Source organism: Kitasatospora sp. NPDC101235 (genome assembly GCF_044767505.1).
In the GTDB taxonomy this organism is placed as follows: Bacteria; Actinomycetota; Actinomycetes; order Streptomycetales; family Streptomycetaceae; genus Kitasatospora.
The window spans coordinates 197,405-213,941 of sequence record NZ_JBIWNZ010000009.1 but is presented as its reverse complement, the minus strand read 5'-3'; the positions used below and the strand labels follow the sequence as shown (position 1 = coordinate 213,941).

Annotated in this window: 12 protein-coding genes; 4 read left to right on the top strand and 8 right to left on the bottom strand. The window is 74.8% G+C overall.

Annotated features, from left to right (window positions below; translation table 11 throughout):
* Positions 1–124 precede the first annotated feature (124 nt).
* Together ACIRRH_RS17935 and ACIRRH_RS17930 are read left to right on the top strand one after the other, a co-directional pair.
* The gene (locus ACIRRH_RS17935) at positions 125–1,798 is read left to right on the top strand and encodes a DUF885 domain-containing protein (RefSeq protein WP_403067796.1); all 1,674 of its coding nucleotides are present in this window, start codon (positions 125–127) and stop codon (positions 1,796–1,798) included.
* 367 nt (positions 1,799–2,165) lie between these two features.
* Positions 2,166–2,900 carry a hypothetical protein gene (locus ACIRRH_RS17930; RefSeq protein WP_403067793.1) on the top strand — a complete coding sequence of 245 codons (735 nt, stop codon included), beginning with the start codon at positions 2,166–2,168 and terminating at the stop codon, positions 2,898–2,900.
* 40 nt (positions 2,901–2,940) lie between these two features.
* Here ACIRRH_RS17930 and ACIRRH_RS17925 read toward each other — a convergent pair whose 3' ends face one another.
* The 8 genes from ACIRRH_RS17925 to ACIRRH_RS17890 all read right to left on the bottom strand — a co-directional run bounded on the left by ACIRRH_RS17925 (position 2,941) and on the right by ACIRRH_RS17890 (position 13,218).
* Positions 2,941–3,708 carry an SDR family NAD(P)-dependent oxidoreductase gene (locus ACIRRH_RS17925; RefSeq protein WP_403067791.1) on the bottom strand — a complete coding sequence of 256 codons (768 nt, stop codon included), beginning with the start codon at positions 3,706–3,708 and terminating at the stop codon, positions 2,941–2,943.
* Between the two features lie 179 nt (positions 3,709–3,887).
* A complete protein-coding gene (locus ACIRRH_RS17920; RefSeq protein ID WP_403067789.1) occupies positions 3,888–4,820 on the bottom strand; it encodes an ADP-ribosylglycohydrolase family protein in 933 nt (310 codons plus the stop codon).
* On the bottom strand, positions 4,817–5,656 hold the full coding sequence (gene nadE / locus ACIRRH_RS17915; protein ID WP_403067786.1) for an ammonia-dependent NAD(+) synthetase: 840 nt from the start codon (positions 5,654–5,656) through the stop codon (positions 4,817–4,819). Before nadE ends, ACIRRH_RS17920 begins: the two co-directional genes overlap by 4 nt.
* A gap of 66 nt (positions 5,657–5,722) precedes the next feature.
* Entirely contained in the window at positions 5,723–7,867 is a 2,145-nt protein-coding gene (ftsH, locus tag ACIRRH_RS17910) for an ATP-dependent zinc metalloprotease FtsH (RefSeq protein WP_403067784.1), read from the bottom strand.
* Positions 7,868–8,134: 267 nt separating this feature from the next.
* The gene (locus tag ACIRRH_RS17905; RefSeq protein ID WP_403067944.1) at positions 8,135–8,707 is read right to left on the bottom strand and encodes a DsbA family protein; all 573 of its coding nucleotides are present in this window, start codon (positions 8,705–8,707) and stop codon (positions 8,135–8,137) included.
* A 186-nt stretch (positions 8,708–8,893) separates the two neighbouring features.
* The gene (locus ACIRRH_RS17900) at positions 8,894–10,468 is read right to left on the bottom strand and encodes an alpha/beta hydrolase (RefSeq protein ID WP_403067781.1); all 1,575 of its coding nucleotides are present in this window, start codon (positions 10,466–10,468) and stop codon (positions 8,894–8,896) included.
* 571 nt (positions 10,469–11,039) lie between these two features.
* The gene (locus tag ACIRRH_RS17895; protein WP_403067779.1) at positions 11,040–11,750 is read right to left on the bottom strand and encodes a DUF6461 domain-containing protein; all 711 of its coding nucleotides are present in this window, start codon (positions 11,748–11,750) and stop codon (positions 11,040–11,042) included.
* A 244-nt stretch (positions 11,751–11,994) separates the two neighbouring features.
* Positions 11,995–13,218 (bottom strand): glycosyltransferase, encoded by a 1,224-nt coding sequence (locus ACIRRH_RS17890; RefSeq protein ID WP_403067776.1) that lies wholly within the window; start codon positions 13,216–13,218, stop codon positions 11,995–11,997.
* 577 nt (positions 13,219–13,795) lie between these two features.
* Here ACIRRH_RS17890 and ACIRRH_RS17885 point away from each other — a divergent pair.
* Positions 13,796–14,458, top strand: a complete 663-nt coding sequence (locus ACIRRH_RS17885; RefSeq protein WP_403067773.1) for a TetR/AcrR family transcriptional regulator — start codon at positions 13,796–13,798, stop codon at positions 14,456–14,458.
* A 51-nt stretch (positions 14,459–14,509) separates the two neighbouring features.
* Positions 14,510–16,144: an amidohydrolase gene (locus tag ACIRRH_RS17880; RefSeq protein ID WP_403067771.1), complete on the top strand. Its 1,635-nt coding sequence runs from the start codon at positions 14,510–14,512 to the stop codon at positions 16,142–16,144.
* Positions 16,145–16,537 lie beyond the last annotated feature (393 nt).

Below are 16,537 nucleotides of genomic sequence, written 5' to 3'. Positions count from 1 at the left end.
GGCGGGACCGGGCACCGCAGGGTGCCCCGTACCGTACCGGGCGCGCCGGCCGGGCGACGCCGCCGGCACCGCCGGTGGGCAACACCGGTGGACACCGCACCACATCGCATCGGGGGAGCGACCAGTGATCGAGCAGCCTCAGCACGCCGGAATCGCCGCACTCGCGGACGAGTTCTTCGCCGCCGAGAACACCCACAACCCGTTCGATGCGACCCTCAGCGGGGTCGAGGGCTACGCCCACCTGGTGCCCGACCCGTCCCGCGCGGCCGCGCACCGCCACCGCGAGGCGCTGCGCGGCTTCGCCGAGCGGCTGGCCGCGATCCCGCTCGACACGCTGGCGGGCGAGGACCGGATCACCCACCGGGTGCTCGCCCGGCTGATCGACAACGGCATCGGCCAGATCACCCACGGCCTGGCCGAGTTCAGCGTCTCGGCGACCCTCGTCGCCCCGCAGACCGAGGCCTTCTCCGCGCTCGCCATGACCTCGGTCGACCAGGAGGGCGCCGACGCCTACCTGGAGCGCCTCGCCGGCCTGCCCGGCTACTTCGACGCCGCCCTGCGCTGCACCCTGGACGCCGCCGCCGAGGGCCGCCTCCCGCTGCGCAGCGGGATCGACGCCGCCGTCGCCCAGCTGGAGGCCTACCTGGCCACCGACCCTGCCGAGGACAAGCTGCTGCGGCCGCTGGCCGGCCGCCGGGAGCACGAGCGCGCCCGGACCATCGTGCGCGACGCCGTCCGCCCGGCGCTGGCCCGCTTCCGGGCCGGGCTGACCGAGCAGCTGGCGCCGGTCGCCCGGCCGGACGACAAGGCCGGGGTCTGCCACGTGCCGGGCGGCGCCGAGGGCTACGCGGACGCCGTCGCCCGCTTCACCCGGCCCGGGCTCACCCCGGAGGAGGTGCACCGGATCGGTCTGGAGGCCGTCGCGGCACTGCGCGAGGAGTTCGCCGAGCTGGGCGGCAAGGTGTTGGGCATCACCGAACCCGCGGCCGTGCTGACCGCGCTGCGCGAGGACCGCTCGCTGCGCTTCGGCAGCGCGGCCGAGATCATCGCCCTGGTGGACGGCGCGCTGGAGCGGGCCCGCCGAGCCAGCGCCGACTGGTTCCGCCCGTACCCGATCGCCGACTGCGTGACCAGGGAGATCGACCCGATCGGGGCGGAGACCGCGCCGTTGGCCTACTACCAGCCGCCGGGCCCGGGCGGGCTGCCCGGCACCCACTGGATCAACACGCTGCGCCCGGAGACCCGGTTCAGCTACGAGTACGAGGCGGTCGCCTTCCACGAGAGCATTCCCGGCCACCACCTCCAGCTCGCCGTCGCGCAGACCCTGCACCACCTGCCGCGGTTCCGGCAGAACCCGAGCGGCCAGCTGACCGCCCACGTCGAGGGCTGGGGCCTGTACACCGAGCGGCTCGCGGACGAGATGGGGCTGTACGGCTCGGAGCTGTCCCGGTTCGGCATGCTCTCACTGGACGCGGTGCGGGCGGTCCGGCTGGTGGTGGACACCGGGATGCACCACTACGGCTGGTCCCGGGAGCGGGCGATCGCCTTCATGCGGGCCAACACCGCCACCCCCGAGGCCAACGTCCGCAACGAGATCGACCGTTACATCGCCTGGCCGGGCCAGGCCACCGCCTACCTGATCGGCCGCCAGGAGATCGTGCGGCACCGTGAGCGGGCCCAGGCGGCACTCGGCGCCCGGTTCGACGTCCGGGAGTTCCACCACCAGCTGATCGGGCACGGCAGCCTGCCGCTGGGGGTGCTGGAGGAGCTGGTGACGGACTGGATCCTGGAGCAGTAGGCCGCCGGCGGCCGGACGCTGCTCCGCGTCCGGCCGTCGGTTCGGAGCCGCTCCGTGTCCGTCCGTCGGTTTGGGACCGCTCCGCGTCCTCCTCGGAACCGGACTGTCCGCAGGACGGAGTCGCCGGCCTTGAGCCCGGCCAGGAGTGTGCCCGTCCGCACCGAGCCGGGCCTGGACGACGGAGTCCTGCCCGAACCCGGTGACGGTCTCCGGCAACCGAACCGGCGCCGTCGCGGAAACGGTTCCGCACGCCCGGCAAAGGCTTTCCACGCCCGGACGTGGCGTCACCCCATCGGCCCCGTCGGCACGGTAGTGTCCGCTGGCGCGGCCCCGGCACGCCCGGCGGCCGCCACCCACGCACACCCCGATGGAGGAACCCGTGCCGGCTCCCGCCCGCCGTGCCCTGGCCATAGCCGCGGCCGTCCTGCTCGCCGCCGCAGCCGCAGGCTGCTCGTCCGGCGGCGGCCACGCCGCCAAGGGGGCCGGGCGCAGCTCCGCCCCGGCCGCGGGCGACGCCGCAGCTGCCCCGCCCGCGGCCGCCGCGATCGTCACCGGCCCCGGCCCGAAGAGCAGTTACGACGTCCAGCCGCAGCCCGCGCCGGGCAGCTGCCACTACCGCTTCACCGCGGACAAGCAGCCGCTGCCCGACCCCAACTGCACCCCGGGCGCGATCAGTCCGGCGGTCAACCAGGACAACCTCAAGGACACCATCTGCAAGCCGGGCGGCTACACCTCGACCATCCGCCCGCCGGTGAACATCACCGGCAAGGAGAAGGCCGAGAACGCCAAGTCCTACGGCTACACCGGCCCGATGGGCGACGCCGAGTACGACCACCTGATCAGCCTCCAGCTCGGCGGCGACCCCAACGACCCGCGCAACCTGTGGGTCCAGCCGCCCTCCCCCGGCCACGTCCCGGGCAAGGGCCCGAACAACCCCAAGGACTCGGTGGAGACCCACCTGCACACCGCGATCTGCAAGGGCCAGGTCACCCTGGCCGCCGCCCAGCAGGCGATCGCCACCAACTGGACGACCGCCGAGGCCAAGCTCGCCATCCGCACCGGCTCCGCACCGACCCCGGAAGCCGACGCCGACGGGGACTGACGGACCGCACCGCCGGGCGCGGCGGGGCCCTCCCGACGGCTCAGCGGCCCAGCACCGCACCGCCGTTGAGCCCGATCACCTGACCGGTCAGGTACCCGGCGGCCGGGGAGGCGAGGTAGGCAACCGCCTCGGCCACGTCGGCCGGCGTGCCCGCCCGGCCGACCAGGGTGTCAGCGACCTTCCGGACGTGGAACTCCTCGCTCCAGCCGGCCCCGAAGATCTCGGTGTCCTCGATGTAACCGGGCGCGAGCACGTTCACCGTGATCCCGTCCGGCCCCAACTGCCGCGCCAGGCCGAACGCCCAGCCGTGCAGCGCGGCCTTGGCGGCGGCGTACGAGCCCGCCGAGTGCGGGCCCGCGCCACCGCGCTGGGCCGCCGCCGAACTGATCACCACCAGCCGGCCACCGGGGCGGCGCAGCCCGTCCTGGAGCGCGGTGGTCAGCAGCACGGCGGTGAGCAGGTTGCCGTCCAGGTCCCGCCGCCAGGAAGCGGCCAGCGCGGCCAGACTGCCGTCGGCGGGCGGGGTGACGATCGCACCCGCGTTGTTCACCAGCACGTCCACCGGACCGAGTCCGGCGATCCGGGCCGCCGCCGCCTCGACCGCCGCCGGGTCGGTCAGATCGGCGGCCACCGGTACGACCAGTCCCGGCCCGGCAGCCCGCTCGATCTCCTCCCGGGCCTGCTCCAGCACCGCCGGCCTGCGGCCCAGGATCACCACCCGGTGCCCGTCCCCGGCCAGCCGCGCCGCGATCGCCCTGCCGATCCCGGTACCGCCGCCGGACACCACCGCGAGCCGATCCACCGTCATCGCTTCATCCCCCTCACTCGTCAGCCGACCGCACACCGGCCGCCACGACCCATCCTCGGCCACCCACCGATGCGCGATGCTCAGTCCGCTCCTCTGCCAGCTGCTGGTACCGGCGGCCCTGATCGTCTACTTTCTGATCAGCCCGCCGGAGATCCGCATTCCCTGGTAGGCCGTGCCGATTACCGACTGACCGTCAACCTCGCCGCCAGATCGAGCAGTTCGGGTGTCCGAAGCACCCGCCCGCCGGACCCGGGCAGCTCGACGTGCAGCGGCCCGGTCCAGCGCTCCGGGATCGCCGCCAGGCCGTACCGGGCCCCGGCCAGGCCGCCGGTGACGGCGGCGACCGTGTCGGTGTCCCCGCCGAGGTCGATCGCGGCGCGCAGCGCCTGCTCGAAGCCGTCGGTGGTGCGCAGCGCCCAGACCGCCGAGCCCAGGCAGGGCCAGACCGCGCCGTTGGCCTCGGTGGCGCGCTCCGGGTGCCAGTCGGGGGCGAGGACGGTGGCGTAGCGTTCGCGATGGTCGGGGGCGACATGGGCCAGGACGGCGGGGAGTTCGGCCAGCGGGTCGGCGCCGTCGAGCGCGAGCCGGACGAGCTCGTGGAAGATCGCCGTGCCCTCCCAGGCGGCCCGGTCGCCGTGGGTCAGTGCCGCGATGCGCCGGGCGGCGTCCATGGTGGCCTGCCGCCCGGCGCGGGCGAAGGCGACGGCGGAGGTCGAGGCGCGCATCAGGGCGCCGTTGCCTGCGGCGCGCAGCGTGGTGTCGAAGTGGACGGCGGCCGCGAGGTCCCAGGGCAGGCCACTGGTGAGGACCGATTCGGTCTGGATGCCGATGTCGGGGGGCCCGGCGGCGGCCCAGCGGCGGAACCGGTCGAAGAGGTCCGGGAGGTCCAGACCGCCCCGTTCGATCAGGGATTCGGCGACCAGGACGGCCATCTGGGTGTCGTCGGTGGCCTCGCCGAGCTGCCAGCCGCCGCCCGCCACCAGGTCACCGGGGGTGTCCGGGAAGCGGGCGGAGTAGGCGCCGGCCGGGCCGAACTCGTAGGGGGCGCCGAGGGCGTCACCCACGGCGGACCCGAGGACGGCTCCGGCGGCGCGCTCGTCCGGGCCGGTCATGCCAGGGGCGGGGTGACCGGCAGGTTGCGCTTGTGCTCGGTGCGGCGGTAGTGGCCGAGGACGGTTCGGTGGACGTCCTCGCTGACCGGCAGGCCCTCCAGGAAGTCGTCCAGGGCGTCGTAGCTGACGCCGAGGGCGTCCTCGTCGGGGCGGCCGGGGGCGAGGTTCTCCAGGTCGGCGGTCGGGGTCTTCTTGACCAGCTCGGCCGGCGCGCCCAGCGCCTCCGCGATCGCCCGCACCTGGCGCTTGGTCAGGCCGGACAGCGGCATCACGTCGGCCGCGCCGTCGCCGAACTTGGTGAAGAAGCCGACCGCGGCCTCGGCTGCGTGGTCGGTGCCGACGACCAGCCCGCCCTTGGCGCCCGCGGCCGCGTACTGGACCACCATCCGCTGGCGGGCCTTGACGTTGCCCCCGACGAAGTCCTCGTGGCCGTGGTCGGTGTAGGTCAGGCCGGCGGCCTTCAGGGCGGCGAGCGCGCCGTCGGTGGCGGGCTTGACGTCGACGGTCAGCACCTCGTCGGCGCGGATGAAGCCGAGCGCGAGCTGGGCGTCCGCCTCGTCGGCCTGGACGCCGTACGGCAGCCGCATCGCGGTGAAGGTCACCTGGTGGCCCTCGGCCCGCAGCCGCTCGACGGCGAGCTGGCAGAGCCGCCCGGCGGTGGTGGAGTCGACGCCGCCGCTGATGCCCAGCACCAGGCTGCGCGCGCCGGTGGCCCGCACCTGCTCGGCCAGGAAGTCCACCCGGCGCTCCGCCTCCTTCGCGGGGTCGGGCACGGGCACGACCCCGAGGGCGCGGGCGATCTCCCGCTGGACGTCGGCGGGCAGGGGCTCGGTCATTCCGACTCCTCGGGACGGTGGGTACGAGACGCGGTCACGAGGATACGACCACCGGGGTCGCGGCCTTCACGGGCGGGGGGCCTCCCCCGGTTCCGCCGGTCCCGACGGTGCCCCCGTCCCGTCCGTCCCCGCCTGCGCCTCCGTCCCCGCCTGCGCCTCCGTCCCTGCCTGCGTCTCCGGCCCCGCCTGCGTCTCCGGCCCCGCCCGTGCCTCCGGCTTCGTCAGCTGGACCGGCCGGCCCGGGCCCGGCTGATCAGGGCCCGGCGCCGGGTGCGACAGGATGTCGAGCACCACCCTGCCGTCCACCGTCTCCTGGGCGACGAGCAGCGCCGCCAGCTCGTCCAGGTGGTGCCGGTGCTCGGTGAGCAGGTCGACGGACCGTCGTTCGGCCCGGCGCAGCAGGCGGGCCACCGCCCCGTCCACGGCGTGCTGGGTCTGTTCGGAGTACGGGCGGCGCAGCAGGTCCTCGGGGTTGTCGCCGAGGTAGTGCGGGGTGCCGCTGGAGTAGCCGACCGGGCCGAGTTCCGGGGAGAGGCCGAACTCGCGGACCATCCGGGTGGCGACCGAGGTGGCGTTGGCGAGGTCGTTGGCGGCGCCCGTGGAGCCCTCGCCGAAGACCACCAGCTCCGCTGCCCGGCCGCCGAGCTGGACGGTGAGCAGGTCGGTCAGGTAGCCCTCGCTGTACAGGTGCCGCTCGGCCTCGGGCAGCTGTTCGGTGGCGCCGAGGGCGACGCCGGCCGGGAGGATGGTCACCTTGGCGACCGGGTCGGCGTGCTCGCACAGCGCGGCCACCAGCGCGTGTCCGGACTCGTGCACCGCGACGGCGTGCCGCTCCTCGGGCAGCAGCGCGTTGGAGGACTCCCGCCGGCCGAGCAGCACCCGGTCGCGGGCGGCGTCGAGGTCGTCGGCGGTGAGGGTGGCCCGGTCGGCGCGCACGGCGTTGATGGCGGCCTCGTTGACCAGGTTGGCGAGGTCGGCGCCGGAGAAGCCGGGGGTGCCGCGGGCGAGCCGTCCGAGGTCGACGTCCGGGGCCAGGGTCTTGCCGCGGGCGTGCACGGCGAGGATGGCGGCCCGCTCGGCCTGGTTGGGCAGCGGGACGGTGACCTGCCGGTCGAAGCGGCCGGGGCGCAGCAGGGCGGGGTCGAGCGCGTCCGGGCGGTTGGTCGCGGCGATGACGACGATGCCGGTGCTCTGGTCGAAGCCGTCCATCTCGGCGAGCAGCTGGTTCAGGGTCTGCTCGCGCTCGTCGTTGCCGCCGATCCGGGTGCCACCCGCGCGGCGGCCGCCGACGGCGTCGATCTCGTCGATGAAGATGATCGACGGCGCGCGCTTGCGGGCCTCGTCGAAGAGGTCACGGACCCGGGAGGCGCCGACGCCGACGAACATCTCCACGAAGCCGGATCCGGTCACCGAGAGGAAGGGCACCGAGGCCTCGCCGGCGACCGCCCGGGCGAGCAGGGTCTTGCCGGTGCCGGGCGGCCCGACCATGATCACCCCGCGTGGCCCCTTGGCTCCGGCGGCGGCGTACCGCTCCGGACTGCGCAGGAAGTCGACCACCTCGCTGACCTCCTGTTTCACCCCCTCGTACCCGGCCACGTCGGCGAATCCGGTGGCCGGCCGCTCGGCCTCGATGATCTTCGCCCGGGACCGCCCGATGGCACTCAGGCCGCCGCCCAGCGACCGGGCGGCCATCCGGCCGGACCAGAGGAAGAGCGCGCCGAAGATCAGCAGCGGCAGGAACAGCAGCAGGGTGGACCAGACGGAGCCGCCGCCGCTGGTCCGGCTGCCGGTGATGGTCACGTGGTGGCCGGAGAGCGCGCCGCTGAGCTCGGAGGTGCCCAGGACGGTGGGGATCTGGCTGGTGAAGTGGGTGCCGTCCTTGAGCGTGCCGCTCACCCCGCCGGTGTCGCTGACGTCCACGGTCTGCACCTGGCCGGCGTTGACCCGGTTCAGGAAGTCGGTGTAGCCGTAGCGGGTGCCGGGCTTACCGGGATTGGAGAAGAGCACCAGCATGAACAGCGTCGCCAGCACGGCGACGGGCAGCAGCCAGCGGCGCCACGAGGGGGGCGGGGGCTTGGCCGGGCCGCCGGGGCCCGGCCCCGGACCCTGGCCCGGTCCTCGCGGTTGGCCCCGGCCCTGCCCCGGTCCGGCGCCGGGGCCCGGCGGGGTCGTGGGGTGGCGGGCAGCGCGCAGCCGGATTCGTGCGATCATCCACGCTCACCGCCTCTCGGGGGACCGAACAGCCTCCGCCCCTCCATGGTCGGACGCTCCGCGCCCGGACGGGAGGCCGAACGGGACGATACCGGTCCAACCGGGGCAAAACAGCACCGCTCGACGGTCCGCTCGGTGCGGGCCGCTCGGTGCAGGCCGGCGGCCGGCCGCAGCTGCGGCCCGACCGCGCGACCGCTCCGTCAGCCCTCCCCGCGACCACCCCTTCGGCCGCGGGCCAGGGCCGCACGTCCTCGCGCCCCCGGCCGCTCAGGAGAAGTCGAGGCCGTCCGTCCGGGTCCGCTTGAGCTCGAAGAACTTCGGGTACCCGGCCAGCAGCCGCACACCGTCGAAGACCCGTACCGCGTCCTCACCGCGCGGGATGGCGCTCAGCACCGGGCCGAAGAAGGCGACGCCGTCCACATGGATGGTCGGTGTTCCGACCTCCTCGCCGACCGGGTCCATGCCCTCGTGGTGGCTCTTGCGCAGCGCCTCGTCGTACTCGGTGCCGTTCGCCGCCTCGGCCAGCTCCTCCGGCAGGCCCGCCGCCACCAGCGCCTCCCGGATGACGGCGTCGTCGGCGGGCCGGTCCTGGTCGTGCAGCCGGGTGCCGAGCTCGGTGTACAACGCGCGCAGCACCTGCGGGCCGTGCTGCTCGGCGGCGGCGGTGCAGACCCGCACGGGGCCCCAGCCGGTGGTCAGCAGGCGCTGGTAGCGCTCGGGCAGGTCGGTGCGGCCCTCGTTGAGGACGGACAGGCTCATCACCCGGAAGTTCAGGTCGAGTTCGCGCTGCCGCTCGACCTCCAGGATCCACCGGGAGGTTATCCAGGCGAACGGGCAGATGGGGTCGAAGTAGAAGTCGACCTTGGTGGTGCCGGTGTCGGTCCGGTGGCCGTTGTCGAGGTGCTGGTGGGGCGCGCTGTTCGTCACATCGTTTGTCACACCGGAGAGGCTAGGCCCCGGGTGGCCCACTCTCCAGGGCCAATCGTTGACTGACCTGGCGGGCCACTTCGACGCCCGGCCGGCCGCTCAACCGCACGTCGTCCCGTTCGCCGGCACCGTGCCGTCCAGCAGGTAGGCGTCCACGATCTGCTTCAGGCACGGGTTGCCGGTGTTGTAGCCGCCGTGTCCCTCGCCCTGCAGGGTGACGGCGACGCCGACGCCCGTGCCGAGCTGCTGCGCCATCGCCCGGGCGCCCTCCACCGGGGTGGCCGGGTCGCCGGTGGTGCCGACCACCAGGATCGGGGCGGCGCCCGGCGCGGAGACCTCCGGATGGGCGGCCTTGCCGGGGACGGGCCAGCCGGTGCAGCCGGTCAGGCCCCAGGCGGTGTAGGGCCCGAACACCGGCGAGGCGGCGCGGAACTGCGGCAGCTGCTGTTGCACGTCCTGGTCGGAGTAGCGCTGCCGGGCGTCCACGCAGCTGATCGCCCGGTTCGCGGCGTTCAGGTTGGTGTAGTGCCCCTGGGCGTCGCGCCCGTTCAACGCGTCGGCGAGCCGGAGCAGCGTGTCGCCGGTCCCCTGCTCCGTCGCCTCGGTCAGCCCGGCGGCCAGCGCGGGCCAGGTCTCCGTGCTGTACAGGGCGCCCGCGATGCCGGTGATCGCCAGGCTCTCGGTGAGCTGCCGCCCCTGGCTGGTGGGGAGCGGCGACTGCGCCAGCTTCTGCGCCAGTGCGACGACCTTCGCGGTGCCCTCGTCGCCGCCCGCGCCGGTCGGGCAGGCGGCCCCGGCCTGGGCGGCGCAGGCCTTCATGAAGTCGCCGAGGGCGAGTTGGAAGCCCTGGGCCTGGCCGAGCGCGGACTGCTGCGGGTCCTTGGTCGGGTCGACCACCGAGTCCAGCACCATCCGGCCGACGTGCTGCGGGAACAGGTGCGCGTAGACGCCGCCGAGCTGGGTGCCGTAGCTGATGCCGAAGTAGGACAGCTTCCGGTCGCCGAGCACCTGCCGCATGAGGTCCATGTCCCGCGCGGCGCTCTCGGTGTCCACGTACGGCAGCACCGCGCCGGAGTTGTGCTCGCAGGCGGCGACGAAACGGGCGTTGCCCTCGTCCAGGGCCTTCACCTCGCCGGGGGTGTCGGGAGTGCTGTCGGCGGCGGTGGACTCGTCCATCGCCCGGTCGTCCAGGCACGTCACCCCGGCGCTGGCGCCGACCCCGCGCGGGTCGAAACTCACCAGGTCGTAGCGGGAGTTGAGGGAGGCGTAGGCCGTGGCGAGGGCGGGCAGGGTGGCCACACCCGAGGCGCCGGGGCCACCGAAGTTGAACAGCAGCGAGCCGATCCGGTGCTGCTCGTCCTTGGCCCGGCTGCGGATCAGGGCGAGGCCGATCGTCGTGCCGTCCGGTTTGCTGTGGTCCAGCGGGACCTTGAGGGTGGCGCACTGCCAGTCGGCGGCGGGCGCGGTGCCGTTGCCCTGGGCGTTGGTGGGGGCGGCGCAGGCGTGCCAGTCCAGCTGCTGGGCGGCCAGTCCGGTGGCGGTCCCGGTCCCGACGGCCGGGGGGGCCTGCTCGGGCTCGGCGGCGAAGGAGCCGTCACCCTGGCAGCCGGTGGCGGCGGTGAGCAGCAGGACGGTCAGGCCGATTGCTCCGGCGCCGCGGACGACGGTGTGCATGGGGTGGGTCCACCTCTCGGGTCGGCCGGGCACCTCGGGGCGCGGTCTCGGGTCCGCCGGCCGCCCCGGCCCGCGACAGGATTGCGTGCGCGCCCGGCGCTCGGTTCTTCGACGCACCACAGACCCTAGGGTCCGGGGCCCGGCGATGCCCCGCGGCGACCTTCGGATGGGGGCGCGCGCCGAACCGGCTGCCACCGGCCGACCGGGTGAGGGGCCGATCCGCGCAGCCCGGTTGCGGAGCCTCACGGTGACGGTGGGACACGTCTCCACTGCCGTGTTCCGTCGCCACCCTGCCGATCGGCAGGGTGGCGACGGCGATCGCGGCCCGGGAACCTCCCGATCGGCACCTGTGCGACGGACTGGCGGCGCGCAAGGATGACGGCCATCGGGGCCCCGCCGGTGGGGCCCGGGAAGGAGCCCTGCCGTGACCGCCCTGTTCCTGCTGCTCCCGGTCCTGTCGTGCCTTTTCCTGTCGTTCCCGGTCCTGCGCTTCGCCCTGTCCGCTGCCTTCTGCGTCTCCCCCTGGGCCCGCGTCGGCGCCCTGCACGCCACGCGTCGCCGACGCATCCCCTCAGCGCAGCGCCATGCCCGGGGTTCCCCGCACCGCGTACGCCGGCAGGCGCAGCCCGCCGAGGGCTGCGCGGGGCAGGCTCAGTCCGAAGCACCGCTCGACGGCGCCGAGGGTGCGGCGTCGGGCGGCCCCGTCGGCCTGCCGCCCGGGGTCGCAGGAGGTCACGCCGTCGGCCTCCAGGACGCCGGCGGCGACCAGGTCCGGCACCAACAGGTCCGGCTCCTGGCCCCAACGCCAGCGCTCCTCGCCGAGGCCGAAGCCGCACAGCACGGCGCCGTCCCGGGCGTAGTCGAGCAGGGCCTGCCGCTGTTCCGGCATCGCGCGGAAGTGCACCACCTCGACGCCGTCGCGCGCTATCTCGGTGAGCAGCTCACCACCGGTGGAGTCGCCGTACTCGATCGCGAACGACCAGCCTGCGCACGCACCGACCCGGATCACGCCGTCGCCGTCGCCACCCGGGCGGTAGACCTCGATGTCCAGGTCCCGGATCTCGGTGTCGCTGATCGGCCGGGTCGCGGTGGCCGGGTCGGCACCCATCCGGCGGGCGAGCTCCTCGGGCGCGATCCCCCGGGCGAAAACGACACCGCCGAGCTCACCGTCCATGTCGCGGCCGCCCGTTGACGATCGGCCGGCGCCCGGCCCGCCGAGCTCCGCGAGCCACTGGATGCCGTCGCCGTCCTGCCCCACTCCGTCGTGTGTGCCGTCGGTCATGCCGCCCTCCCCTCGCGCGTGGCCTGTGGTGACCGGGCGCGCCGGTCGGCACCCTAACCGACCCGGCCGACAGCCGGAGACCGGTCGCCGGATCGGTGCCGGAACCGGCCCCGCGCGGGCCGACAACCACCCCTGATCGATCGGAAGGAGGCTGATCCGGAACCGAACACACCCGGCCCGCGCCGCCATTCGCCCGGCACCTGCACCGACGCTGGCGTCAACGCCGACGCCGACGCCGCACGACTCATCCGGAAACGGTCGACACCTCCTGGCCCACCGCTTCGAACAGCAGCTTCGCGGCCACCGTCGCCCCGTCGGTGCGGATACTGCCGGCCACAGCCTTCGCCCGGACACGGGTCTCGGGCGCCAGGGCCGTGGCGAGCGCGGCGGAGAGCGAGTCGACGGTCGGCGTGAGGTCGAGGTGGGCCGCGCCGATGCCCAACTCGGCCACCCGGGCGGCCCAGTACGGCTGGTCCGCGATCCGGGGGACGACCACCTGGGGTACGCCCGCCACGGCCGCGGTCGTCGTGGTGCCCGCGCCGCCGTGGTGGACGACGGCGGCCACCCTGCGGAACAGGGCCTGCTGGTTCACCTCGCCGACGACGTGGCAGTCCTCGCGGTCGTCGATCGGGGCGAGTCCGGCCCAGCCGCGGGCGAGGAGCACGCGGCGGCCGTGCGCCCGGCTCGTTTCGACGGCCACCCGCGCGATGCCCTCCGGTGCGTATGCGGCCATGCTGCCGAAGCCGACGTACACGGGCGGTTCACCGGCGGCCAGGAACGCCTCCAGGTCAGCCGGGAGCGGACGGTCGTCGGGCAGGATCCACGCCCCGGTCGGCACCAGGTCGAGCTCCGTCCTGCCATCCGACGGGCACAGCGTCGGGTCCGCCGCCAGCCACGGCCGCTCGGTGAAGACGTGGTCGCGGACGTTCTCCACCGGCGGCAGGCCGACCGCCGCGCGGTGGCTGTTGAGCGCGTCCCCGTACAGCCCGTTCACCCGCTGGGCGTCCTGCTCCCACAGTTTCCGGTAGTCGGTCTCGTCCTGTGGGGACGGCGTCCCGGGCCGCCGCCCGGGCCGGAAGTGCCGCGAGGGCAGTCCGAAGATGTGGAAGCAGGCCAACACGTAGTGGAGGCCCAGCTTCTCGGCGACGTCCCGCGCCCCGGCCGGCATCAGGCCGGTCGCCAGCAGCACATCGCAGCCCTCGGCCACCGCGGTCAGCGTCTCGAACCGTGCGGCGACCAGCTCGCGGGCGAGCCGGAACGCGGCCTCGGCCGTCGGAGGTTTCGGACCGGCGACCACCGAGTGCACCGACGGACCGAGCGGCACCAGCGGCACCCCGACCCGCGCCAGCAGGTCCGCGAACTCCTCGTCGGGCGGCGCACACACCCGTACCTCCGCACCGAGCCCCCGCAGCGCCGCCAACGGCTCGACATCTCCGCGCGATCCCCACGTCGTCATCAACACGCGCATTTCACGACTCCCGTTTCCGCAGGTCATGGCCTTACGGCCGGGATTCTGCGGCACAACGGGGGGCTTGCCGCAAGCCCCGGGGCACGCTATAGCTTGACAGTGGCAAGGGGATTGGTTCTCCTTGCCGTTTCCATTGGCCGCCCGGTCCCACCCGCTCACACCGAACCTGCCGCACCGGAGCGATCCGACCCCGGAACCCCGCCTGCCCCGGCTGATCCGCCGGGCGCCGCCCGCTCCGCACACCCCTACCGCCGGGCGGCCTGCCGCGGCCCCGACGGCCACTCCGGGCCACGCGCACGAGAGACCGTCGGCCCGGTTGCTTTCCACCCCGAGCCATCTGCCGCAGGCAGCCCAATCCGGCGAACCACCTCCGGGACTCCTGGTCCCGGCCAGGCCGCCCGCTGTCAGCGGACGGCCGGCGCGCAACGCACCCTGCGGCGCCGCGCCCGCGCCGCTCGGTCTCGGGGATGTGGTCGATGCCGTGCGCCTCGACGCGGCCGCCCCGTTCCTTGGGCCCTCCGTGGGGTTCGTGCCCACCTGCTTGCTTATTGGTGGCACCCTCAATAGCATCCGGCGCATGCCGTCAAGCGTTCAGCGCAAGAGGGTTCGCAAGTCCCCCGAGGACCGCCGGGCGGACATCGTCGGCGCCGCGGCCGAGGTCGCCCTCACCGAGGGCCTGGAGTGCGTCACCCTGCGCCGGATCGCCGAGCAGCTCGACGTCCGGCCGGGTCTGATCAGCCACTACTTCCCCGCTGTCGAGGGCCTCGTCGCCGAGGCCTTCGGCAGCGCCGCCACCGCGGAACTGGAGGCGCTGCTGCCCGCCGACCCGCAGGACGGGTCCCCGCTGAGGCACCTGGCCCGCTTCCTCGCCCGCACCACCGGCCCGTCCTACGACGACATGAGCCGGCTCTGGCTCAACGCCCGCCACCTCAGCCGCTACCGGCCCGGCCTGCGCGACCACGTGCTCGACCAGGAGACCGGCCGGCGCGGCCGGCTCGTCGGCGTCATCGCCGCCGGGGTCGAGCGGGGCGAATTCCGCACCGAGGACCCGGTGCTGACGGCAGTTCACATCCTCGTCGTGATCGACGGCCTGGCCGTCCACGCCAACACCGGCCTGCGCGACCGCCCCTCCGCCGTCACCCGGCTCGCCGCCGCCACCGCCGAACGCGAACTGGGCCTGGCCGAGGGTGCGCTGAACCCCACGGACGCACCCGAACCCCCCGCCACCGAGCAGTCCTGACCGCTGCCCCACAGACACGCCACGCCCCCACCACGCACCGCTGGAGCCGAAGTGCGCACCTCCCTGGTCCTCCTCTCCGCCCGTCTGCTGGACCCCGCCTCCGGGGGCTTCCTCCCGCAGACCGCCCTCGCCGTCGTGGACGGCCGGATCGCCGCCCTCGGCGACGACCGCACCATCCGCGGACTCGCCGACCCCGCGACCACGGTGATCGACCTCAAGGGCGCCGTGGTCACCCCCGGCCTGGTGGACGGACACCTGCACCCGGCCGCCGGTGCCGAGCTCACCCACGGCCTGGACCTCTCCGGCTGCACCGACCTGGCCAAGGTCCGCGCCGCCCTCGCCTCCGAGGCCGGACGCCTCTCCCCCGGCGCCTGGCTGCACGCCTGGGGCCTGGACCCGAACGTCTTCGGCGACCATCCGGTGGAGTCCGCCGCCCTCGCGCCCGTCCTGGACGACATCCCGGCGCTGCTCCAGCTCTTCGACGCCCACTCCGTGCTCGCCAGCCCGCGCGCCCTGGAGCTGGCCGGAGTGGACGGCCCGCGCAGCTTCGACCGGACCGCCGAGGTGGTCTGCGACGCCGACGGCCGCCCCACCGGCCTGCTGCTGGAGGACGCCGCGTGCGAGCTGGTCGAGCGCGCCGCCCCTCGGCCCACCCGCGCCGAGCGCCGCGACCGCCTCGCCGCCGCCCTGCGCGCCATGGCCGCCCACGGCCTCACCGGCGGCCACGCGATGGACGCCGACGGCGACAGCCTGGACCTCTACACCGAACTGGACGAGGCCGGCCGGCTGCCGCTGCGGCTGCGCGTCGCCCCCTGGTGCCGGCCCGGCGTGGACGCGGACGGGCTGCGCGCACTGGTCGAGCAGCAGGGCCGAGGCGGTCGGCTCTGGCGGGTGGACGGCGTCAAGCTGTTCATGGACGGCACGATCGACAACGGCACCGCCTGGCTGGAGCGCCCGGACTGCCACGGTGATTCCACCCACGCCCTGTGGCCGGACCCGGCGCACTACACCCACGTCATCCAGGAGCTGCACCGCTCCGGGGTTCCGACCGCCACCCACGCGATCGGCGACGCCGCCGTCCGGCACGCGCTCGACTCGATCGAGAAGGCGGCGAGCGAGGGCACGCCGCACGGGGCGTCCCCCGTCCGGCACCGGATCGAGCACATCGAGACCGTTCCGGACCCACTCGTCCGGCGATTCGCCGAGCTCGGCGTGGTCGCCTCCATGCAGCCCACCCACTGCTGCGACTTCACCCGGGCCGACCACACCGACAACTGGTCCCGCCGCCTCGGCGAGGAGCGGGCCGACCGCGCCTGGCGCTGCCGGGACCTCTGGGACGCGGGCGCCACCGTCGTCCTCGGCTCGGACTGGCCGATCGCCCCCTACCCGCCGCTGGGCGTCATGGCGGGCGCCCGCCACCGCCGTCCCACCCGCGACCTGAGCCAGGCCCCGCACAACCCCGGCCAGGCGCTCACCGCCGCAGAGGCGCTGCTGACGATGACCGCCAACGCCGCCCACGCGGCCGGCGAGGAGCAGCTGGCGGGCAGGATCACCGTCGGCCACCGCGCGGACCTCACCGTGTTCGCCGCCGACCCGCTCACCACCCCGGCCACCGAACTGGCGGACCTCCCCGTCCTGCTGACCGTCCTGGACGGCCGCCCCACCCACCGCTGCGACTCGCTCTGAACGGGCCACGACCCGCACCGGACCGGGTCACTCCACCGGCCCGTATCGCACCACCGGCCCGACGGCACGACCCCGACACACGGCCTGAACGCCGGGCGGCCCACCCCGTACCCCTGGACGGGGGGCGCGAGGCCTCCCGGTCCGGCGCACGTGCCCGACCGAGGAAGGCACGACGCTCCGCACCGCAGCCACCGGGCTGCTCGCCGGGCTCCTCCGCCTGGGTGGCGCGTCCGCCGCGTTCGCGAACCCCACCCCGAACCAGCCGGGGCCGCCGAACCGGACCTGCCGGAACTTCCTGGCGGCCGGCGTACAGCAACGCCGGCGCGCCGTCCCGGTACGACGTCGCCTGCTACCAGCAGTTCGTCCATTCGTCCTGAACCGCCCGGCCCCCGC